The 20,973-nt window shown below is 65.5% G+C and carries 14 protein-coding genes and 2 pseudogenes; 6 read left to right on the forward strand and 10 right to left on the reverse strand.

Features of this window, described 5'->3' with window-relative positions:
* Positions 1 to 37: 37 nt before the first annotated feature.
* On the forward strand, positions 38 to 1,318 hold the full coding sequence (locus tag MMSP_RS00590) for a DUF3068 domain-containing protein (protein ID WP_012392448.1): 1,281 nt from the start codon (positions 38 to 40) through the stop codon (positions 1,316 to 1,318).
* Between the two features lie 10 nt (positions 1,319 to 1,328).
* A pseudogene (locus tag MMSP_RS00595) lies at positions 1,329 to 3,129 on the forward strand (hypothetical protein).
* 9 nt (positions 3,130 to 3,138) lie between these two features.
* Here the strand turns inward: MMSP_RS00595 and MMSP_RS00600 are convergent.
* Positions 3,139 to 4,302 carry a glycosyltransferase family 4 protein gene (locus tag MMSP_RS00600; RefSeq protein WP_020785039.1) on the reverse strand — a complete coding sequence of 388 codons (1,164 nt, stop codon included), beginning with the start codon at positions 4,300 to 4,302 and terminating at the stop codon, positions 3,139 to 3,141.
* Positions 4,303 to 4,357: 55 nt separating this feature from the next.
* Here MMSP_RS00600 and MMSP_RS00605 point away from each other — a divergent pair, with 55 nt between their 5' ends.
* Complete coding sequence (locus tag MMSP_RS00605; protein ID WP_020785040.1) at positions 4,358 to 5,125, forward strand: class I SAM-dependent methyltransferase; 768 nt, start codon at positions 4,358 to 4,360, stop codon at positions 5,123 to 5,125.
* A gap of 44 nt (positions 5,126 to 5,169) precedes the next feature.
* The gene (locus MMSP_RS00610; RefSeq protein ID WP_015354221.1) at positions 5,170 to 6,636 is read left to right on the forward strand and encodes an aldehyde dehydrogenase; all 1,467 of its coding nucleotides are present in this window, start codon (positions 5,170 to 5,172) and stop codon (positions 6,634 to 6,636) included.
* A 64-nt stretch (positions 6,637 to 6,700) separates the two neighbouring features.
* On the opposite strand, the gene MMSP_RS00615 is transcribed toward MMSP_RS00610, so the two are convergent.
* Entirely contained in the window at positions 6,701 to 7,510 is an 810-nt protein-coding gene (locus MMSP_RS00615) for a crotonase/enoyl-CoA hydratase family protein (protein WP_174524114.1), read from the reverse strand.
* Between the two features lie 160 nt (positions 7,511 to 7,670).
* Here MMSP_RS00615 and MMSP_RS27300 point away from each other — a divergent pair, with 160 nt between their 5' ends.
* Both MMSP_RS27300 and MMSP_RS00620 read left to right on the forward strand, forming a co-directional pair.
* Complete coding sequence (locus tag MMSP_RS27300; protein ID WP_020785042.1) at positions 7,671 to 7,829, forward strand: hypothetical protein; 159 nt, start codon at positions 7,671 to 7,673, stop codon at positions 7,827 to 7,829.
* Positions 7,826 to 8,446, forward strand: a complete 621-nt coding sequence (locus tag MMSP_RS00620) for a TetR/AcrR family transcriptional regulator (protein ID WP_011739325.1) — start codon at positions 7,826 to 7,828, stop codon at positions 8,444 to 8,446. Before MMSP_RS27300 ends, MMSP_RS00620 begins: the two co-directional genes overlap by 4 nt.
* 77 nt (positions 8,447 to 8,523) lie before the next feature.
* Here MMSP_RS00620 and MMSP_RS00625 read toward each other — a convergent pair whose 3' ends face one another.
* The 8 genes and pseudogenes from MMSP_RS00625 to MMSP_RS00660 all read right to left on the reverse strand — a co-directional run bounded on the left by MMSP_RS00625 (position 8,524) and on the right by MMSP_RS00660 (position 20,942).
* Positions 8,524 to 13,188 (reverse strand): thioester reductase domain-containing protein, encoded by a 4,665-nt coding sequence (locus MMSP_RS00625; RefSeq protein WP_020785043.1) that lies wholly within the window; start codon positions 13,186 to 13,188, stop codon positions 8,524 to 8,526.
* 111 nt (positions 13,189 to 13,299) lie between these two features.
* Positions 13,300 to 14,892, reverse strand: a complete 1,593-nt coding sequence (locus tag MMSP_RS00630) for a fatty acyl-AMP ligase (protein ID WP_255342221.1) — start codon at positions 14,890 to 14,892, stop codon at positions 13,300 to 13,302.
* Positions 14,893 to 14,898: 6 nt separating this feature from the next.
* Complete coding sequence (locus MMSP_RS27765; RefSeq protein WP_020785045.1) at positions 14,899 to 15,054, reverse strand: hypothetical protein; 156 nt, start codon at positions 15,052 to 15,054, stop codon at positions 14,899 to 14,901.
* 549 nt (positions 15,055 to 15,603) lie between these two features.
* Positions 15,604 to 15,900: pseudogene (locus MMSP_RS00640) on the reverse strand (hypothetical protein).
* Positions 15,897 to 17,384 (reverse strand): class I adenylate-forming enzyme family protein, encoded by a 1,488-nt coding sequence (locus tag MMSP_RS00645; protein WP_020785048.1) that lies wholly within the window; start codon positions 17,382 to 17,384, stop codon positions 15,897 to 15,899. The pseudogene MMSP_RS00640 and the gene MMSP_RS00645 overlap by 4 nt, the downstream one beginning before the upstream one ends.
* A 98-nt stretch (positions 17,385 to 17,482) precedes the next feature.
* Entirely contained in the window at positions 17,483 to 18,265 is a 783-nt protein-coding gene (locus MMSP_RS00650) for a crotonase/enoyl-CoA hydratase family protein (RefSeq protein ID WP_020785049.1), read from the reverse strand.
* On the reverse strand, positions 18,262 to 19,701 hold the full coding sequence (locus MMSP_RS00655) for a wax ester/triacylglycerol synthase family O-acyltransferase (RefSeq protein ID WP_020785050.1): 1,440 nt from the start codon (positions 19,699 to 19,701) through the stop codon (positions 18,262 to 18,264). Before MMSP_RS00655 ends, MMSP_RS00650 begins: the two co-directional genes overlap by 4 nt.
* 44 nt (positions 19,702 to 19,745) lie before the next feature.
* Complete coding sequence (locus MMSP_RS00660; RefSeq protein ID WP_171944472.1) at positions 19,746 to 20,942, reverse strand: alpha/beta hydrolase; 1,197 nt, start codon at positions 20,940 to 20,942, stop codon at positions 19,746 to 19,748.
* Positions 20,943 to 20,973: the final 31 nt, after the last annotated feature.

The raw sequence follows: 20,973 nt of genomic DNA on the forward strand, positions 1-20,973 counted from the left end.
CCAACGAGTCTTTGGTCCAGAAGGAGGTCACAGCAACGTGAACCGAGCAGTCATGTTGCGGATCGCCGCATTGGGAACGATCGGACTCGGGTCCGCTCTCCTGATCGCCGCGCTGCTGCTGTCGACCTATACCAGCAGCAAGATCACCAAAATCCCGCTCGATATCGATGCCACCCTGATCAGCGAAGGCAAGGGATCGGCGCTCGACTCGGCCTCGCTGGCCACCGACCACATCGTCATCAACCAGAACGTGCCGTTGGTGTCCCAACAGCAGATCACGGTCGAGTCACCGGCCAATGCCGATGTGGTCACCCTGCAGGTCGGAACCTCGGTCCGGCGTACCGACAAGCAGAAGGACACCGGTCTGCTGCTGGCGATCGTGGACACGGTCACCCTCAACCGGCACACGGCGATGGCCATCTCCGACGACACCCACACCGGGGGAACGGTCCAGAAACCGCGTGGCTTCGGCGACGAAAGCCCGCCAACCGCTATCCCGCTGCGGCACGAGGGCTTGTCCTACCGCTTCCCGTTCCACACCGAGAAGAAGTCCTACCCCTACTTCGATCCGATCGCACAGAAGCCATTCGACGCCAACTATGACAGCGAAGAGGACGTCAACGGCCTGACCACCTACCGGTTCACCCAGAACATCGGCTACAACTCCGAAGGCAAGCTGGTCGCACCGGTCAAGTACCCGTCGCTGTACGCCGGCGACGAAGACGGCAAGGTCACCACGACCGCCGCGATGTGGGGTGTTCCGGGAGAGCCGGACGAAGAGATCACGATGACCCGCTACTACGCGGCGCAACGCACCTTCTGGGTGGACCCGGTCACGGGCACCATCGTCAAGCAGACCGTGCACGCCAACCACTACTTCGCCCGTGAGGCGATGAAGCCAGAGGTAACCCTAGCCGACTACAAGGTCACCTCCAACGAAGACACGGTCGAGACCCAGGTCAACACCGCCCGCGACGAACGTGACCGGCTGGCGCTGTGGTCGCGGGTGCTGCCGATCACGTTCACCGCAATCGGCTTGGTCGCGCTGGTCGGCGGCGGGCTGCTCACCTCGTTCAGCCTGCGGACCGAAAGCATCCTGATGGATCCGAGCCTGGACCGCGACGACACCGACTTCCTGCGGCGCGTCGGACTCGAGCAGCCGGTGCCGGGAGCCGAAGCCGAGACCGAGAAGCTGCCCGCGCAGCGTCCAGACTCGTCGGACGACGGTCCTGACTCGGACAAGACTCCGCCCGATTCGGCCGAATCGTCGTCGGAGTCGGGCTCGGCTGAGCCCTCTGGTCCCGAGGAACGGACCTAGCCCGCCGACGATGCGGGCCAAGATGGCCCGGGGAGAAGGCGCAGGTTGGGCCTCGCCGCGCTGCGCGTGCTGGTGGCGGCCGGGGTACGCGCTGGTGCTGGCGCTGCTGGTGGTCGGGCCGGTGCTGGGGCCCGGATATCTGCTGCTGCGCGACGCGGTATCCACCCCGCGGTCATATCTCTCCGACAGCGCCCTGGGGTTGATGGCTGCGCCGCGGGCGACGCCGCAGGATTTCGCGATAGCGCTGGCCTCCCAGGTGATAGACGGCGGGATCCTGGTCAAGGCACTGCTGGTCTTGGGGCTGTGGCTGGCGGGCTGGGGTGCGGCCGTGCTGGTAGCGCGGGCACTGCCCGCGGCCGGCGCCGGAGGCCAGTTCGTCGCGATCACCCTGGCGATCTGGAATCCCTACGTGGCCGAACGCCTCCTGCAAGGCCATTGGAGCCTGCTGCTCGGCTACGGCTGCCTGCCCTGGGTCGCGGCCACCATGCTGGGGTTGCGCGCACCGGAGGCAAGCCAGACCGGATTCTTCGGGCTGGCCTTCTGGATCGCGCTCGCCGGTCTCACCCCAACTGGGTTGCTGCTGGCCGCGACGGTAGCCCTGACCTGTGTGGCTGCTCCCGGTGGCGGCAAACCACGGTGGCTGTGCGCAACGGCCGCGTTAGCGGCCGCGCTGGTCGGTGCCCTGCCTTGGCTGACGGCGTCGGCCCTCGGTTCGTCGCTGACCACCCACACGGCCGCCAACGGACTCGGCGTTGCCGCGTTCGCGCCGCGCGCCGAACCGGGTCTGGGCACGCTCCTCAGCTTGGCCAGTCTTGGCGGAATCTGGAACGGCGATGCCGTGCCCGGTTCGCGAACCACTCTTTTCGCGGTGGCCTCCGCCGCGGTCCTGTTGGTCGTGGTGGCGGTCGGACTCCCCACCGTGGCGCGACGGCCGGCGCTGGTGCCGCTGCTAGTGCTGGCCGCGGTGTCGGTGCTGGTGCCCGCCGCCCTGGCAACCGGCCCGGGCCTGCACATCTTGGCTGCCGCGGTCGATGCCGCACCCGGGTTGGGGGTGCTCCGCGACGGGCAGAAATGGGTGGCGCTGGCGATGCCGGGTTATGCCGTATCCGCCGCGGCCGCGGTGTCGACCCTGTCACGCTGCAAGACGGCCGCAACGCCCCTGAAATCGACACTGGCGGCGTCGGCGTGCTGCCTGGCGCTCGTGCTGGCCCTGCCCGATCTGGCATGGGGCGTGCTGGGCCGGGTTGCGCCGGTGCATTACCCGCCGGGGTGGACCGCCGTGGCGACCGCGATCAACCATCAGCCTGGGACCGTCGCGGTCTTGCCCATCGGCACCATGCGGCGATTCTCCTGGTCCCGTCGGGCGCCGGTGCTCGACCCGCTCCCCCGCTGGGTTCGACCGGACGTGTTGAGCAGCGGCGATCTGGTCATCTCCGGGGTGCTGGTGCCCGGCGATGGCGTGCGCGCCCGAACGATCCAAAAGTTGCTGCTCGCCGGGGCTGATCCGGAGGCCCTGGCCCAGGCCGGGGTGGGCTGGCTCGTCGTCGAAGTGCACGGCGGCGGCGAGGTGGGCGAAGCCGGACGCACACTGGACCGCCTGACGCCGACCTACCGCGACGATGAGCTGGCCCTGTACCGGATCGGTGGCCGGTCCGCGGGTGTCCCGGCCGGGGATCGTCGGGCAATGATGCTCGCGCATTGGGCGTGGTTGTCGATGTTGCTCGCGGGTGGCGCCGGGATGGCCGCCGGCCGGGTCCGGCCGACACTTAAGCGGTCGCAAGGAATCGCCGACGGATCTCGCAGCGGATTAAGTCTCGGGGCTACACAACGCCGCTGACGAACCGACCGGCCGGTACGGCTTCCAGGACGCTACGCATCCCGTCGACACTTTCCTGCCAGGAGAACTCGGCACTGCGCACCTGAGCCTTGGCGCCGAGCTGATCGCGCAGCACCGGATCGGCCAGCAGTCGTTCGAGCTGATCCACCAGTTCGGCGTGGCTGTCGACCAGGATGCCGGTCACTCCGTCGATGATCGAATCGGATAGACCACCCGAGGATCGATACCCGATGGTGGGCACCCCGTGTTGGGCCGCCTCGACCACCGCCAGCCCCCAGCCTTCCTTGCGCGACGGCAGCAGCTGCACCCATGAACTCTGCAGCACGTGGTGTTTGGTCACGTCGTCGACGTGACCGTGGAAAGTCACCGCGTCGGAAATGCCGAGCCGGTGCACATGATCGATCAGCCGTTGTCGCCACCAGCCGCCGCCGACGACGTCGATGTGCAGATTCGGGCTGCCCGGCGTGCGTCGCCGCAGCTGCGCGACAGCCTCCAGCGCGTCCTCAATCTGCTTGTGCGGCACCAGCCGGGACAACACCACCACCCGCGGCGTCGCCGCCCGCGGTCCGGACAGGGTTTGCCCGGGCGCCTCGTCGAGGCCGTTGCGGACCACGGCAATTCGCTCGTTGTCGACACCGAGCGCGACGAGATCGCGGGCCGAGGGCAGCGACACCGTCACGTACTGGTTGCGCCGGTTCAGCCATGGCGACAACTTCGACTCCACGAACCAGCCCAACCGCCCGAGCGCCGGACCCGCCACCGGCCACTGCTCGCGATGACAGTGGTGCACCAGCACCACCACCCGCCGGCCGTACACCAGACGAGCCAGGAAAGGGAGCCCGTTCTGGGTGTCGATGACCGCCGCGGGCCGCGCCCGTCGCAGCGGACCCAGACCCATTCGCGCCGCGACCATCGCCAACAGCGCCCACACGTATACCGAGTAGCGGCCACCCGCGCGGTTGACCCGCACCCCGTCGACCAGCTCCCATCGCGGAGCACCCGGGTAACGGGCGGTGCGCAAGGTGACCTCGATCCCCGAGGCCGCCAGTTGCGCGCCGATGCGCTGCAGATATGTTTCGCTACCGCCCCCCTGTGGGTGTCCGGTGTCGCGCCAACACAGCAGCAGCACGGAGCGCAGATCAGACATCAGTGGCTAGCCTAGCCCGCGCGAGCGTCCCCAACGCCAGCCGTAGGGTGTGCCGATGGCCGTCACCGACAGGTTTGCGCGGCGGGCAACGCTGTCCCGGTCGCTGCGGTTGCTGTCCGAATTCCGCTACGAGCAACCCGACCCGGCGCGCTTCTACGGAGCACTCGCAGCCGACACCGCGACGTTGGTGAGCGACTTGTGGCTGGCCGCCCGCGGTGAATCGGTGGCCGGCCGCACGCTGCTCGACGTCGGCGGGGGTCCCGGATACTTCGCGTCCGCGTTCGCGGCCGCTGGCGTCGGGTACATCGGCGTCGAACCGGACCCCAACGAAATGCATGCGGCCGGGCCCGCGCACGCGGGTGGGCCCGGTTCGTTTGTCCGCGCCTCGGGCATGGCCCTACCGCTCGCCGACGACTCGGTGGACATCTGCCTGTCTTCCAATGTCGCCGAGCATGTGCCGCGCCCCTGGCAACTGGGGGCCGAGATGTTGCGGGTGACCAGGCCGGGTGGGCTTGCCGTGCTTTCCTACACCGTCTGGCTGGGCCCGTTCGGCGGGCACGAGATGGGCCTGAGCCACTACCTGGGCGGCGCGCGAGCCGCCGCACGGTATGCCCGCAGGCACGGCCATCCGACAAAGAATAACTACGGGTCGTCGTTGTTCGCGGTGTCAGCCGCCGAGGGCCTGCGATGGGCGGAGGGCACGGGAACCCTGATCGCCGCATTTCCCCGCTACCACCCCCGATGGGCCTGGTGGATGACTTCGGTGCCAATGCTTCGCGAGTTCCTGGTGAGCAATCTGGTCCTGGTGCTGTCGCCCCGGTAATGGAACGTGTTCTTGTTTTGCTTTCGCTTGGGTAGGGTGGCGCCATGGGCGAGAAAACCGAATACGACAAACTCTTCATCGGCGGCAGGTGGACGGAGCCGTCGACCTCGGAAGTGATCGAGGTGCACTGTCCGGCCACCGGCGAGTACGTGGGCAAGGTGCCGTTGGCGGCCGCCGCCGACGTCGACGCTGCGGTTGCCGCCGCGCGCGCGGCATTCGACAACGGTCCGTGGCCATCCACGCCGCCAAAGGAACGCGCGACCGTCATCGCCAATGCCCTCAAGCTGCTCGAGGAGCGCAAAGACCATTTCGCCAAGCTGCTCGCCGACGAGACCGGCCAACCGCCGATGACCGTCGAAACGATGCACTGGATGGGCTCGATCGGGGCGCTGAACTTCTTCGCCGGCCCCGCCGTGGACCAGGTCAGGTGGAAAGAGATCCGCAACGGGTCCTACGGGCAGACCATCGTCCACCGGGAGCCGATCGGTGTGGTGGGCGCGATCGTGGCCTGGAACGTGCCCCTGTTCCTGGCGATCAACAAGCTGGGTCCGGCGCTGCTGGCGGGCTGCACGGTGGTGCTCAAACCCGCTGCCGAAACACCGCTGACCGCAAATGCGTTGGCGGAGGTGTTCGCCGAGGCGGGCCTGCCCGAGGGCGTGCTGTCGGTGGTGCCAGGCGGGGTTGAGACCGGGCAAGCCCTGACCTCCAACCCCGGGGTGGACCTGTTCACCTTCACCGGCAGCTCGGCCGTCGGCAAAGAGATCGGGCGACGGGCCGCGGAGATGCTCAAGCCGTGCACCTTGGAACTCGGCGGAAAATCGGCGGCCATCCTGCTCGAGGATGTCGATCTGAGCACCGCGGTCCCGATGATGGTCTTCTCCGGGATCATGAACACCGGGCAGGCCTGCGTGGGCCAGACCCGCATCCTGGCCCCCCGGTCCCGCTACGAGGAGATCGTGGAGGCGGTAAGCGCCTTCGTACAAGCACTACCGGTCGGGCCGCCGTCGGACCCAGCCGCCCAAATCGGGTCGCTGATCTCGGAGAAGCAGCGGGCCAGGGTCGAGGGCTACATCGCCAAGGGCATCGAGGAAGGCGCCCGGCTGGTTTCCGGCGGCGGCCGCCCGGAGGGTCTGGACAACGGATTCTTCGTGCAGCCCACCGTCTTCGCCGACGTCGACAACAAGATGACGATCGCGCAAGAGGAGATCTTCGGGCCGGTGCTGGTGGTGATCCCCTATGACACCGAGGAGGATGCGATCAAGATCGCCAACGACTCGGTGTACGGTCTGGCCGGCAGCGTATGGACCTCCAACGTGCCCAAGGGCATCGAGATCTCGGAGAAGATCCGCACCGGCACGTATGCGATCAACTGGTACGCCTTTGATCCGTGCTGCCCATTCGGCGGCTACAAGAATTCCGGCATCGGTCGCGAAAACGGGCCCGAGGGCGTCGAGCACTTCACCCAGCAGAAGAGCGTGCTGATGCCGATGGGTTACACGCTCGAAAGCTAGCCCACTTCGGTAGGAGGCCGAATACCACCGCAATTCGCCGCCCTTTGGAATCAGGAGCCTGGGCTTAGCGGCCGGTGAATCGGGCCTGTCGGCGTTCGATGAAAGACTGCACTCCCTCGGCGGCATCTGCGCTGGTGAATAGCGCCCGAATATCGGGGACCAGGCGCTCGATCGCCGCGGCCTCACCTTCCCGGCGAGCCAGATGCGCCGACGCGAGGGTGGCTCGCACGCCCAACGGTGCGGCACGGTCGGCGATGGTCTGCGCGATCTCCCGAGCCCGGGTCAGAGCCGTCGCCGCATCGTCGGCCACCTCTTGGACCAGCCCGATGCGATGCGCTTCGGCGGCATCGAACTCGTCGCCGGTGAGCAACCAGCGCATCGCGTTACCCCACCCGGCGTCACGGGTCAGCCCGATCGTCGCGCCTCCGAACGGGTAGATCCCGCGCTGTACTTCGAGTTGACTGAATCGGGTTCCGGCCGCCGCGATGCGAATGTCGGAGGCCAGCAGCAATTCGATGCCCAACGTCATGCACCAGCCGTGTGCGACAGCGATCAGCGGTGTGCGCCACGGGCCGTCCAGCCGCCACGGGTCGCGACCATCCGCGGGGAACGGGGACTGTCCGGCCGCGATGCTGGGCGCAACGTCAACCAGATCCAGGCCGCCGGTGAAGTGGTCACCATGGGCGAACAGGACGCCGGCCCGCACCGAGTCGTCGGTTTCCAGCAGCGCGTAGGCGCGCGACAGGTCAGCAAACATTGCCCGGTCGAACGAATTGCGTTTCTGCGGCCGATTCAGGCCGATCAGCAGGACGTGGCCATCCCGCTCGAGGGACACGGTTGCCAGTTTGGGCAGGGAAGTTTCCGTCGTAGTCATCTGCACAGTAAACCGCAGAAATATGTCATATGCAATAGTTCATACCGTCCAATTGTCGGGCATTACGAGTTGGTTGCAGGGGTTTCTCTATCTCCGCCCACGCTTATATGCTGCTTTGCATAATCATGGGCCGGCGGCCCCGGCGCATGGGATAACGCAGATGCCGGGAGATACCGTGTGGATCATCGAGCTCAACGTTGCCGGCTATCGCTTCACCCGCGAGATGCCCGATCTGCCCCGCAAGCAAGCCCGGTTGCGCCCCCGCCACCTGCATTGGCCGGTACTGCGCCACTCGCACGGACATTCCCCCGCCGCATGACACCGCCCAGCACATCGACGCCGAAGCGTGGCGGCACCCGCGAGAAGATGTTGATCAGCGCCGCTCAGGTGATGCGCGAGCGGGGCGCGGCCGGGGTCACCATTGATTCGGTGCTCGCCCGCAGCGGCGCCCCCCGCGGTTCGGTCTACTACCACTTTCCCGACGGCCGAAATCAGATCCTGATCGAAGCGCTGCGTTATGCCGGCGATTCCATCACCGCGGTGATCGACAAGGCCGCCGACAAGGGCGCCCGGGCCCTGCTGCGCGAATTCGTCAGGCTGTGGGAGCACCTGCTTACCGACGGGGGCTTTGCCGCCGGCTGCCCCGTGGTGGCAGCCGCCCTCGGCCCCGCCGACGATGAAGTCGAGCTAGCGGCGGAAGCCGGCACCATCCTCGACAGCTGGTGCGCCGCATTGGGCCGGGCCTTTGTTGCCGACGGATTCGACGAATCGACCGCAGCATCGCTGGCGGTGACCTCCATCGCCGCGTTGGAAGGCGCCATCATGCTGTGCCGGTCCACGCGTAGCGTCGAACCGCTGCGCCAGGTCGGCGAGCAGCTCGAATTCTTGGTAAAAGCAAGGGGATTCGTCGCACAAAGCAGACTGGATAGCGAGTAGAAACCGCAGCGGTAGCCACTGGTCCGCGGTCGCGATCGGTCAGAAACGTCTCGATCGTCTCCGCGGCAGTGTGCCCTTCAGCACCTCCCCCTCACGATGCGGAACTCCCGCGTGGCGCCCGGGTTACGCACCTTTCGCGTTGACTCGAAAACCGCTGTGCCCCGGGCGATGCGCTGGTCACTCTTCCACCAGCCGCGGCCGGAGCGCTGTTCGATGTCGATCGTCACGTCCGCCTCGTCGGTGAAATGGGTGTAAACGTATTCGTCACCGGGCAACGGGCGGACCGACAGCAGCATGCGCGCCGGGTCCGCTTTGACACGCACCACGAAGCGGAGGTCGCCACGCTCGGCAACGAAGTCCCAAGAGTCCGTGGCTGAATCCAACTCGCGGTTGTGATGAAAAGCATCGATCAGGTTGCTCTCGATGCACTCGCCCTTGTAGCTGAAGGTCAGCCATAGCGAGGTCTGAGACCAATCGTTGAAGCGGGCGCCGAAGCCTTCGATGAGGAAGTCAGGATCACCCTCGAAGTTGGCGCCATGCACCCAGGCGGACTCGCGCAGATTCTTGGTGTTCCAATAGTGCCCGTCGCTCGCCACCGTGCGGCCGATCTCGTATGTCTGGCCACAAACCGTGACAACACCGCGAAGGTGCTGTCTTGCCCCGTTCGACTGGAAGTGTGGAAGCAAGTCGTAGGCCGAGGCTTCGGGTAGGCGATCTAAGGAGATCGCCTCGCTCCGGTCCAATTCGAGATCCCACTCGATCACCCCGTCCGCGGAATCCACGCGGCCCCATACCTTCTCTTCGCCATAGCCCGAAGGACCGATCTCAAGACGTACTTTCGCCGAGTTCTCGAGCCGGGCATGACCTAGTGGATAACGCTGGCGGATGGCCAACTCCGTACCCGGGCGCTGGCGGTCGCGGAACGTAGACCACACCTCCGCGAGTTTGTCGGACTCCAGAAAGCCGTTGTGCAGCACGTAGCGCGCCATAAAGCTGAGGCCCCGCACCGGATCGTTGAAGAGGACGTAATAGGTCTCGACGAAATCCAGCTGGACGCCATCGAAGCGCAGGCGATCATCCAAAGCCTGCCCGGATTCTCCCGGGGGGTGCAGCACCAACGCAGGCTCGTCGGATAGGCCGGCACGCGGGTTGCTGGGCAGTTGGTCGTAGTAGTCGCATGCCACAAAATGGCGCGTGTAGCGGGCCAACAGCTCCAGTTGATCGGGCACGTCGAAGTCCAGATCCGCTGTGGCGGAATCAAACAACGCGCGGCCGGTGGGCGGAAAGAATACCTGCTCCTCGGAGAGCGCGCGGATGAAGTCCACGAAGGGGAAGAGCGCGTTTTTCCGCAGCCCCTCAGTACCGAGGCCGAGCAACTCCCTCTTCCAGACATCCCACGGCAGTCCACGAATGTCGTAGCCCACCTCGCGGTGCCAATCGATGTAGTCCGAAACCTGCCTGGAGCGCGGATGCACCACAAAATAAGCCTGATTGAGGTTCTGCGGGCGTTTTGCGATGTGCACGATGGCCTTGGAAGTGAAGTCCACGGGCGCCATCTCCCAGGTGGTGTCCAGCAGCGGCCAGGCGCCGAGCTGGATGCATCCCTTGAGGAACTGGGGCAGGAATTCGTCGAGCTTGTGGTAGGTACCGTCGGATAGTCCAGACACCATGCCCGGCCGGTAGATGGCACCGGGTATACCTCGTTCGGTGAATGCTTGCCACATCATCACATCGCTGACGTATTTGGTCTGCTCGTAGCCGTTTAGCAGGTCGTCGCAGTGGGTGATCGCCTCCCGGTCCTGCACAACGGAGTGTCGACCGTAGCCGGTCGACATGATCACGCCAAGGGTTGAAACAAAGTGCACCTGGATGGGGGCCTCGCTGGACACTGCCAATCGCAGGATCGTCTCCGTGGACTCCACATTGGTGGCCTTGAGATGCTGGTAGGGATAGACGAAGTTGACCCATGCCGCGGAATGCACGATGGTGTCGATGGAGCGAGCAAGCACTTGGAACGGCGCCAGGCCGTCCAGCCCCAGCCAGGGCGCGGTCAGGTCGCCCAACACGACGTCAACCCTCGGTTCGAAGGTGACATCCCAGAGCCCGTACCGGCAAAGGTTGTTCAGAATGCGCTGCCGCCCCTCCTCGGGGGTTGACGCACGCACCAAACAAGAGATGCGAGCCTCGGTTTGGATCAACAGCTCGCGGATGAGATATGCGCCCAGGTAGCCAGTACCGCCGGTCAGCAGAATGTGGTGCATGGGCCGGTCGTAGGTACTGGGGTCATAGCCCGGCCGACAAATGTCAGCGGCAAGATGGCCTTCTTCCTTGAGCGAGAAGGAATCAGCAAGCAGCTGCGGGGCGCGGCCGGCCTCCACGTCCCTTATCGCCTGGGCCAGCACGGCAACAGTGGGCTCGATGATGGTCTGCAGCGAGATTGACTCTGCTACACCCATGTCCCACATATGGGCAAAGGCCTCGGCGGCGCGCAGGGAGTCGCCGCCGAGTTCGTAGAAGTTGTCGTTCACTCCCACCCGGTCGATGCCCAGCACATCGCACCAGATGCGAGCGATCGCCTTCTCCTGGCTATCACGGGGTGTGACGTAGGGCGTGGCAAGCGCCGGACGACGCGCGTGGGCGGTCACCGCCAAGGCGGTCATCGGGGCATCGACGTTCGAGCCAATGCGGGCAATTTCAGCGTAACCACCGGCGGCCCGGGTCCGGGCGCCAGACCGGGACGGCACGGGCGCGGACTCATCCCGCGCCGGGTCGGTCTCCTCCCGCAAGATCACCCGGGTGGGAGCGAGCAGGTGAGCCTCGATATCGGCCACCTCGAGAATTATCTTCTGTACGTCGCCGACCCCCGCGGGCACACTGACGCCGGCAAGGCTGTCGTAGAAGCTGCGAACGGGAACGTTGCGCGCACTGGTCTCCAGCTCCAGCAAAAGCTGGTCGCAACCGGCCTCGCTGGCATCCACTGCCAGCCTGCGCACCAGCGCCTGCTCCACCCGACGGCCCAGTACGCGACAACTCATCAGGAAAAGATCGCAAACTAGGGCGCTGTCACGCGACACCGCGGATACCAGACCGACGAATCCATAGTCGCCGAAGCGATCACTGACGCGAGCGCGCCACGTGCGCCGGCCCGGCTCGCGACAGAACGCACGCAGCTCCGCCTCGGACATCGATCGTTTGCGGGCGTTGAACTGGTTGGTGCGGTGAGTGAGCTGCGCGGCGCGCGCAAGCTCGTCTTCCAGCGAGAGGGGTGCGAGGTCGATCTCGAGATCCAGCCGGGAAAGAAAATCATCGATGGTGGGCGCACTCGCCTCGATCTCGGCGCGCTGGACGCTCTGGCGCATCATCGCGGTGCGACTCCGATCCTCTTCGGTGGTACGCGCCGCGTCGAAGGCCCAATGGTGGTTGAGGAATGACTCGAAGCACTCGGGCTGCGGCAGCTCGATGGCGAGCACCTGCGGCAACGCCTCGCTGACCTCGGCGACTTCCATGGCACTGTCGTCAATGAAGATAAATGTGTCCAGCCCCAGTCCGAGTTCGTCAGCGAGCAAGCGCATGTTCTCTGATTTGGGTAGCCAGTTGATCCGACGAAGACAGATGTGTTCCAAGCCGAGCGGCATGTCAGGGTGAGCGGCGAAGGCGGCCAATACATCGGCATCGTTGTTCTTGCTGACAATGCATAGCAGCTTTCCTGCCTCTGCTTGGGCGACCATGAAACGCTGGAGGACCAGAAAATGCTCGGAGAGCGTGATGCCCTCCGGACCGTCTTCCCCCACCACGCCGCCCCACAAGGTGTTGTCACAGTCCAGCACGATCACCTTTGCCGGTTCGCTGAGCACGGCAGCGATGCGCCGGGCGATACAGGCCCCGATGGCACTGAAACACCCCTGAGTGAAGGGCAGGTGACCAAGGCTGTCACGGGCCTCATCCCAGATGCGCACAACCGGCCAGTCCTCGTAAACTCGGCGCAGGTCCACGGGGAAGAGACTGGGGTGGGAGCCAGCAGCGGCGATGATGCGTTGGTCCAAATCCTCCAGCAGCTCTGCCAGACCGAGTGCGCGTACCGAGTGGGGGGAGTGCGGCGCCAGAGCGACCAGAGTCGGCGCACCACTTCGGTCAGCATGGCCGAGCAGTGCGTCGCAAAGCTCCGCGACGGCACGCTCGAGTTCCTCCCGGCCGGGAGGCGTGTTGTGGTGCCGAAAGAGGTCCTCCACGCGCATGAGCACGACATTTATGCCGCCCTCGCCTGCGAATACACCCTCGGGGTTGAGCAAGGCCTGGAACACCTGGTTGTACCCGGCGAATTGGACGTTCGCCGGCATGCCCAAGCGACCGAGCAGGTTGCACACGGTCGGCTCGATCAGCTCAGCGGTGAATGAGGCGGCGACACGCACCGTTTGCACGTAGGGCGCGTTGGTGTCGCGGTTACGCATTCCCTCGCGCATGCGGAAGAGAGTGACGCACATGGCATCGATGCTCTCGAATTCGGCGAGCAGGGTTGGCTCCATGTCGATTTCCAGTAGCTTTTCCAGTTCGCCGGCCAGACGTACGGTATGAACCGAACTGAACCCCAAGTCGGCTAGCGAGCGTGAAAAATCGACACCGGTGAAGCCGGCGTCGCTGCTCTTGGCTATCTCATGCCGAAGCCAGTCGCGGAACGTCTCCAGACTGCGCACGGTCGTCGTGTTTCCACCGCTGGCCACGAAATCGACATCTTCCTTGAACATCGCGCTCCTTAGGAGTGGGTGGGTTTGACTTCGGGTGCTTAATCTCTTCGAGCCACTCGGCTACCCGCCGTGGGCACCGGAGCTCAACGCCTCAGGCCCAATCGGCCTGTCTCATTTCTCCAACGCGCCGTGCAAAGCGAGGCCACCCTGGCGCAGCAGCTCTCGGCACAAGGACCGCTGGATCTTGCCGCTGGTGGTCTTGGGAGCCTCGCCGCATCGCGCGAGAAATACCGCGTCGACCGATACCTCGTGCTCTCGGGTGATGGCGCGCGCGATGCGCTGCCCTACGTCGCGCGGGTCCAGGCCCCGTTCTGCTTCCCGGCGGATCTCGGCAACGACAATGAGGGCCTCACGGTCCTCTCGCTCCTCGGCGAACACGGCCACGAAGTGTGAGCGCACAGCCGGATGGGCGCCCTCTGCGGTCTCTTCTAGGTCCTGCGGGTAATGGTTGGCGCCATGGACGATGACGAGGTCTTTCAAACGACCGACAACAAATAGTTCATCGTCGCGGCAGAAGCCGAGATCTCCCGTACGCAGATAGCGGGCAGGATCACCGGGTAGGCGCGCCGCAAAGACCTCCTCCGTCTGAATGTCCCTGCCCCAGTAGCCCTTCGCGACGCTCCTGCCGGTTAACCAGATCTCGCCCACCCGGTCCGGGCCCACCGAGTGTCCGGTCTCGGGGTCGACGATCGTCACCATCGTCCCCGCCAAGATGCGCCCGCTGCTCACCAGCCGCCGCGACGGGGAGTCACCGCGAGGTGCACACACCTGTGACTGCCGCAGAGCCGCGACATAGATCTCCACAACGGTTGGCTCAGTCGCAGGAATCTTGGTAGAGACCGCCAGGGTGTTCTCGGCGAGGCCGTACGAGGGCTGCATGCAGGTTGGAGCCCAGCCCAAGGGGGCAAGGGCCGCATTGAAGCGTTCCAGAGTGGTAGCGCGGATGGGTTCTGCGCCGTTGAGGGCGACATTCCAACAGGAGAGATCGATGCCGCTGAGATCGGCGTACGAGGCGGCGTCTGCGCAGAGGTCGTAGGCGAAGTTAGGGCCACCGGTGAAGGTGATGCGGTAGTCGGAGATCGCACGGAGCCAGAGGTCGGGACGCTTAACGAAGCTGAGCGGATCGGCGAGCACAACCGGGAAGCCCGCGAAGATGGGCGTGAGCACTCCGAGGATCAGGCCCATGTCGTGATACAGCGGAAGCCAGCTCAGCGCACGGTCTTCCGCGGTAAGGCCGAAGCCGTATTGGATTTGGGCACAGTTGAACATGAGGTTGTCGTGGGTGACGACCACCCCGCGCGGTGCGCTTGTGGAGCCGGAGGTGTACTGCAGTAGGCATACGTCTTTGGATGCCGGTGCGACGGGTTGCCAATCTTCATCAGGGATGGCCAACAGCCAGTCGAGGCGCAGTACCGTCAGGAAGTCCAGGCGCAAATCGGCAGCCACGCTTGCCGTCAACTCTTTCGCCTCGGGCCCGCTCGTGAGCAAGACTTCCGCCCCACAGTCGGCCACGACGTGGGCGAGCCTATCCAGGTGTTTGGCACGGCGCGGCACGGGCAGATTCACCGCAACACGGCGAGCATAAGCACATGCCAGGAAGCCGACGACATAGTCGAGACAGTTGCCCATCACGAGTAGCACGCGATCACCTTGATTACCAAGACTTTTCAGCTGAAACGCGATTGCCCGGGCGCGAGCGTCCAGCCGCGCTTAGGTAGCCTTGTCCGTCTCGCCACGCATGCCTCGCAGCTCGACCATCGCCAGCTCGTCAGGCTGATTGCGCGCGCGCCATGCCAGTCGCTCAACGAGATTGAGGTGGGGAGGAGGAAGGTGCGCCACTCGTCCCCCTGGAATCGATTCGTTCACAGTGTCTCCCTGACCTTCCTGCTTGATCGATGGCTTGGACGAAGCCCCGAACCGCGAGCAGCCGCGGCCCACCCCCCTTGCTCAGCATCAGGTTCGATACTTTGCACCAACCCAACGACAACGCCATCTTGACCATGAAAACAATTGCTGCTCAATGAATTCTTAACTGGCGCCGCCGGGGTTTCACCGCCCTTGGCGTTAGATCAGTTCGAACACAACCACTCTCGCGCCGGTAGGCCGGCGGGCTGGGGCACTAACGACGGCGCGGACAGCCAAGACCCCGGCAATGGCGGGGCGGCGACAACGGTGAGTGGCTGCAACAGTGGGGTTGGCGACGACGGTGGGTTCGGTGGGAACGCCGAATTGGGCGCCTTTGCGGCCATCGCCGCCTACGGAGGCAACGGTGGAACCGGCCGGCTGGGTTTCCAGGCCGGGTTCGGTGGTACCGGCGGTGGAGCCGGACTCGGCGGGTTGTTGCTAGACCAAAACGCCAGACCTGGAGCAAAAACCCCGATGCGCGGGGGCACCGATTGCCATCGGCCGGCTGGATCAGTCGCTGGCCGGAAGCGGCTTGACCTCCTTGAGCGCCAGCTTGGTGGCACCGACACTCAACGACCCGGCGCCCGGTTTGGTGACCAGCAACTCGGCACCGGCCTCATCGACATAGCGTTTGCCCAGCACCGAGCCGTCGGCGAACTCGGGATCGAGTTAGCCCGAGCGCTGCACGCCAATCTCCACCATCGGCGCGCCTCCGCACCGCAGATCGTCGAGGGTGTCGGCGCTTCTGACCACGATGACCTGGGTGTCACACACCTGGCTGGCCAGCCGGGTTCCGTTCTTGATCATGATTTCGTACCTGCCAGTTCCTCGATGATCTCCCGGCGAAGGATTTTGCCGGTGGCGGTGGTGGGCAGCTCGCGACGAAACACTACCCGGTCCGGGGTGCGCGACCCCCGCAAACTTCTTCGCACGAATTCACGTAGTTCTTCCGGATCTGGGTCGACGCCGGCGACGGGCACCACGACGGCCACGATCTCCTGGCCCCACTGGGCATCCTCGACTCCGACCACGGCCACGTCGCGCACCTGCGGGTGCTCAATCAGCACTTCCTCGAGTTCGGCCGGCGCGATGTTCTCCCCACCGCGGATGATGGTGTCGTCGGAGCGTCCGCCGATGAATAGGTAGCCGTCTTCGTCGAGCATGGCGATGTCCTTGGTGCCGAACCAGCCGTGGCCGTCTAGCACCGAACCGATTCCGGTGTAGCGTCCGGACACCTGCTCACCCCGCACAAACAGTTCGCCGGTCTCACCGGGCCCGAGCACCCTGCCGTCCTGGCCCCGGATCTGCAGCTCGACGCCGGGCACCGGCCGCCCCACCGAGCCCAACCGCCTGGCCAGGCCAGCCGCCGCCGCGGACTGCGCGGCGCGATGGTCATCGGGCGTCAGCACGGCGATGGTCGAGCTGGTCTCGGTCAGCCCGTAGGCGTTGACGAAGCCCACGTCCGGCAACAGCTCGAGGGCCCGGCGCACCAGTGGCAGACCGACTTTCGAGCCACCGTAGGCCAGGTTGCGCAACGAGGGCAGCTTGTGTTCGCCGGTCTCGAGCACGGCGACGATGCGGTCCAGCATGGTCGGCACCACGGTGGCGGTGGTGACCTGTTCCGCATTGGTCAGCCTTACCCACTCGTGCGCGTCAAAGTTGGTCAGGTAGACCATCTTTCGTCCGGCATACAGATTCGACAGGACGGCACTTACCCCGGCGATGTGATACGGCGGCACACAGATCAGCGCCGCGTCGGAGGGCGCGGCGCACCCAAACTCGACCGTCGTGGTGACATAGCTGGTCAGGTTGCTGTGGGTCAGCTCGACGGCCTTGGGTTGCGAGGTGGTGCCCGAAGTGAACAGCACGATGGCCACCGAGTCCGGGCCGGGAAACTCCGCGACCGGTTCGGCGCGGCCGGCTAGCTCCAGAAATTGCTGGGAGCTCAGCGACTGGTCGGCTGCGATCGTGTCCCGGTAGCGTTCGTCGACGACCACCAGGGGCCGTGGCAACCGGCGGATCAAGGCTGCGATGCCGTCGGCGGACAGCCGGTAGTTGATCGAGGTGAAGGGCAGCCCGGCGCGCGCCGAGGCGAAGATCAGCAGCGGCAGCATCGCCCCGCCGGTGCCGACGTACACCACATGCTGGGCATCGGATGCGGCGATGACCCCCGCACCCCCGTCGGCGAGATCGCTGAGCTGCTGAGTCGTCAGCCGCAAGTCGCCCGAGACGACGGCGATGCGGTCAGGACTAGCTGACGCAGCCATTTCGAGCAGCAACGAAACGCTCATCCGGGACCCTTCAGGAAGCCCTCCCTTTACAAAACTTGGCCTCAGTGTAACCCATCGGCGGGCCCGGCTTCCCGGGGAGAAGCCGTGGTCGGCGCCGGTCAGGTACCGGTCCAGCGGGGCGGACGTTTCTCCGCGAACGCGATCGCACCTTCCTTGGCGTCATTGGAGGTGGAAATCGGGAACAGGATCTTCATCTGCTGGGCGAATCTGGTGTCCAGACTCCAGCCGCGGGATTCGGTGATGATCCGTTTGGTGGCGGCCACCGCGAGCGGACCGTTGGCAGTGATCTTCTCCGCCAACGCGATCGCCGCATCCAGGGCTGCCCCGGGTTCGGCCAGCACGTTGACCATGCCGAGTGCGTGGGCGCGTTCGGCGGACAGGTTGTCACCGGTGAGCGCCAGTTCCATCGCGATCGCGTAGGGAATGCGCTCGGGCAGCCGCAGCAATCCCCCGCCACCGGCCACCAGACCCCGTTTCACCTCCGGTATTCCGAACGCCGAATCCCTCGCCGCCACAATCAGATCGGTGGCCAAGGCCAGCTCGGTGCCGCCGGCCAAGGCGTATCCTTCGACCGCCGCGATCAGCGGTTTGGCCGGTGGGCGCTCGGTGAACCCCAGCCCCCGGCCCTCGACCACGACGTTCTCGCCGCGGGCAAACGCCTTGAGGTCCATGCCGGCACAGAACGAGCCACCCGCTCCGGTAAGGATCCCCACCGAGAGGCCGGCGTCAGCATCGAGGCGATCCATCGCATCGGCCAAGGCCCGGCTCACCGCGGCGTTGACCGAGTTCTTGGCCTTGGGCCGATTGATCGTGATGATCAGGATTCGGTCCCGCTGTTCGACCAGGACTTCGGGTTCGGTGTCGCCGTTTAGTTCACTCACGCGCTCCCAGCTCCTTCATTCATTGATCGAGCTTGCGCCATCGCTGCCTCGATGACCGTCAGCTCTGCGGAAAGCCCAGCCGCCCTTCGTATCTCGACGAAGTCAGCCATCATGGCTTCAGTCACTTCATGCGGATCCTCGACGGTGGCACCGTCTGTCAGGACCGAGATATTGAGCTGGTCGACATAGCTCCACGCGGTGATGTTCAGGCCGCTACCCGCGGTCAGCGGCCCCACCGAATAGATCTCGGTTACCAGCGCACCACCCACCCTGCCGTGCTCGCGCGGGCCGGGAACATTCGAGATGTTCAGATTCAGGACCTTGTTTTGCCCGTCCCGGCTCGACGCCCACCGGAAGGCCGCTTCGGTTGCCCCCGGCGGCCAGTACGCCGCCCAGCGACTGATCAGCTCGGGCCCCAGCAGCTGGTGACTCTCCTTGGCCGATAACGCATTTTCATGACAGGCCTGTACCCGCTCCAATGGGTCCGCGCAGTCGGTGGGCAGCGCCACCATCATCCCGCTGAAGTAGTTCCCGCTGATGCGGTCCGGCGAGAAGTCGTAGCTCACCGGGACCGAGGCCAGCAGTGGCTCGGCCCGGCCGTCATAGCGCAACAGCAGGTTCCGCAGCGCTCCGGTGGACATCGCCAGCACCATGTCGTTGATCGTCGCGCCCAGCTGCTTACCGGTCTGCTTCACGTCGGCAAGCGCCAACGTCGCGGTGGCGAATCTGCGCTGCGGGGTGAGCATATGGTTCATGAACGTCGGTGGCGGGGTGAACGGGCGGGTCAGCTCGGGAGACAGCTTTCGCGAGCTGCGTCTCACGCGGGCCAGGCCCTGCGCGGTGTAGCGCATCGTCGCGGGGATCCGGCCAAGGTGGCGCAGGTGATCCAGGAACGCCGAGCTCATCAATTCCCGCTTGGTAGGAGCCGGGTCGCTCACGTACGGATCGCCCTCGGGGCCGGGCAACAAGTCCATGCCGCGTGCCATCAGGTTCGCCGAGGCGACCCCGTCGGCGAGGGCATGATGGATCTTGCCCACCACCGCGACTCGATGGTTGGCCAGGCCTTCGACGAAGTACATCTCCCACAACGGGTACCTGCGGTCCAGCGGCGTGCTGGCGATCTCACCGATCGCCTCGCCCAACTCGCGCCGACCCCCTGGGGGTCTGAGCTGCCAGGGGCGGATGTGGTAGTCGAGGTCAACTTCACAGTGCTCTCGCCACATCGGGTGATGGAACTTGAACGGGATGTCGACGAGCTGATACCCGAAAGGTTCCAGTTTGGCCATGCGTTCGCCGATGACTGCCCGGAACGCGTCGACGCCGAACGCGCGGCGGTCCGGATCGAGTTCGATAACAGCAACTTTGAGGGTGTGCATGTGCACGTTGGGCGTTTCGCTGTACAGCAGTACCGCGTCCCAACCGCTGAGCCGTTTCATCTCAGCCCTCTAGTCATGGCGTGACCTCACTATCGACCGACGCGTTAGATGACCTCTTTCGACAGCTGCGCCCGAGTGCGATGAATCTGGTTGAGGAACAACGAAATCGCGTGCGTGGCCGAGCCTGTGCGGGCCCCGTCCAGCAGGTCGAAGCCGTGGCCGGCCCCGGGCAGTTCGACGTAGGCGACCAGTGAACGCGACACCGCACGCAACCGCTCGACGAAGCTGCGCGCTTGCGCCACCGGGATGACACCGTCGCGGCTGCCGTGAATGACCAGAAACGGCGGCGCGTTGGTGTGTACCCGGGCAACCGGTGATGCGTCGCGGAACACCTGCGGGTGACGTTTGATCGAGCGCTTGACCACCACTCGCTCCAGGAAGTCGACGAACCGCGCCCGTTCGGCGGTGGATCGATCCTCCCAGTCGTAGCGACCGTAGATCCCGACGGCCGCGTCCACCGACGTGTCGGACCCTTCGGGAAGCTCACTTTGATAATCCGGATCGTTGGCGGTCAGGCCGGCCAATGCGGACAGGTGACCGCCGGCCGAACACCCCGCCACCGCAATGAAGTTGCGGTCACCGCCGAACTTGTCGACATTGGCGCGGGCCCAGGCGATGGCCGCTTTCACGTCGTGGATGTGGCGGGGCCACCGGTGATGCGGCGCGACTCGGTAGTCGATCGACAGGCACACCCAGCCCTGTTCGGCCAGCCGCGACAGCAATGCATACCCCTGGATTGCTCGACTGCCGTGTATCCAGGCGCCGCCGGGAACAAAAATCAGCACCGGCGCGGGCTCGGTGGGCAGGTCGTCCCGGCGCCACACGTCGAGCACCTGGGCCGGGCTGTTGCCGTAGTGAACCCCGCCCCGATGTAGGTAGCGGCGGTGACGAAATGCTTCGCACACTGGCGGCGTGCGCTGGGGCGCCGGCCATTCGACATCCAAATCCGCCGTTGAGACGATCCCCCGCAGCGCCGCCGCCGAGACTTCGTTCGTGCTGTCCCGGTCGCGCTGACGCGTCACGTTGATACCCGGAGTGAACAGATCCTTTGCCCTTGCCGCGACGAACTCCGGGGTATGGCGCGCGCCCCAGACCCCCATTGCGGTGACGCAACCCAGCGGCTCGAGATGCTTGCCCACCACCGGTAGCGAAGCCCCGGCGACACTCATGGCCAGCAGATAGTCGGCAGGACGCGCGCGCAGCATCCATTTGACACGGGACATCATCGACGTCATCGACATCGTTGTCGGGCCGGTGGCAGCCATGTGGGGG

The sequence above is a fragment of the Mycobacterium sp. 012931 genome, from assembly GCF_000419295.1.
In the GTDB taxonomy this organism is placed as follows: Bacteria; Actinomycetota; Actinomycetes; order Mycobacteriales; family Mycobacteriaceae; genus Mycobacterium; species Mycobacterium marinum.

What these genes read in the sequence shown, in the direction of transcription:
- MMSP_RS00600 (WP_020785039.1), bottom strand. Translation starts at nt 4,302, where the DNA reads ATGTCTGATCTGCGCTCCGTGCTGCTGCTGTGTTGGCGCGACACCGGA.
- MMSP_RS00605 (WP_020785040.1), top strand. Translation starts at nt 4,358, where the DNA reads ATGGCCGTCACCGACAGGTTTGCGCGGCGGGCAACGCTGTCCCGGTCG.
- MMSP_RS00610 (WP_015354221.1), top strand. Translation starts at nt 5,170, where the DNA reads ATGGGCGAGAAAACCGAATACGACAAACTCTTCATCGGCGGCAGGTGG.
- MMSP_RS00615 (WP_174524114.1), bottom strand. Translation starts at nt 7,510, where the DNA reads ATGACTACGACGGAAACTTCCCTGCCCAAACTGGCAACCGTGTCCCTC.
- MMSP_RS27300 (WP_020785042.1), top strand. Translation starts at nt 7,671, where the DNA reads ATGCCGGGAGATACCGTGTGGATCATCGAGCTCAACGTTGCCGGCTAT.
- MMSP_RS00620 (WP_011739325.1), top strand. Translation starts at nt 7,826, where the DNA reads ATGACACCGCCCAGCACATCGACGCCGAAGCGTGGCGGCACCCGCGAG.
- MMSP_RS00625 (WP_020785043.1), bottom strand. Translation starts at nt 13,188, where the DNA reads ATGTTCAAGGAAGATGTCGATTTCGTGGCCAGCGGTGGAAACACGACG.
- MMSP_RS00645 (WP_020785048.1), bottom strand. Translation starts at nt 17,384, where the DNA reads ATGAGCGTTTCGTTGCTGCTCGAAATGGCTGCGTCAGCTAGTCCTGAC.
- MMSP_RS00655 (WP_020785050.1), bottom strand. Translation starts at nt 19,701, where the DNA reads ATGAAACGGCTCAGCGGTTGGGACGCGGTACTGCTGTACAGCGAAACG.
- MMSP_RS00660 (WP_171944472.1), bottom strand. Translation starts at nt 20,942, where the DNA reads ATGTCGATGACGTCGATGATGTCCCGTGTCAAATGGATGCTGCGCGCG.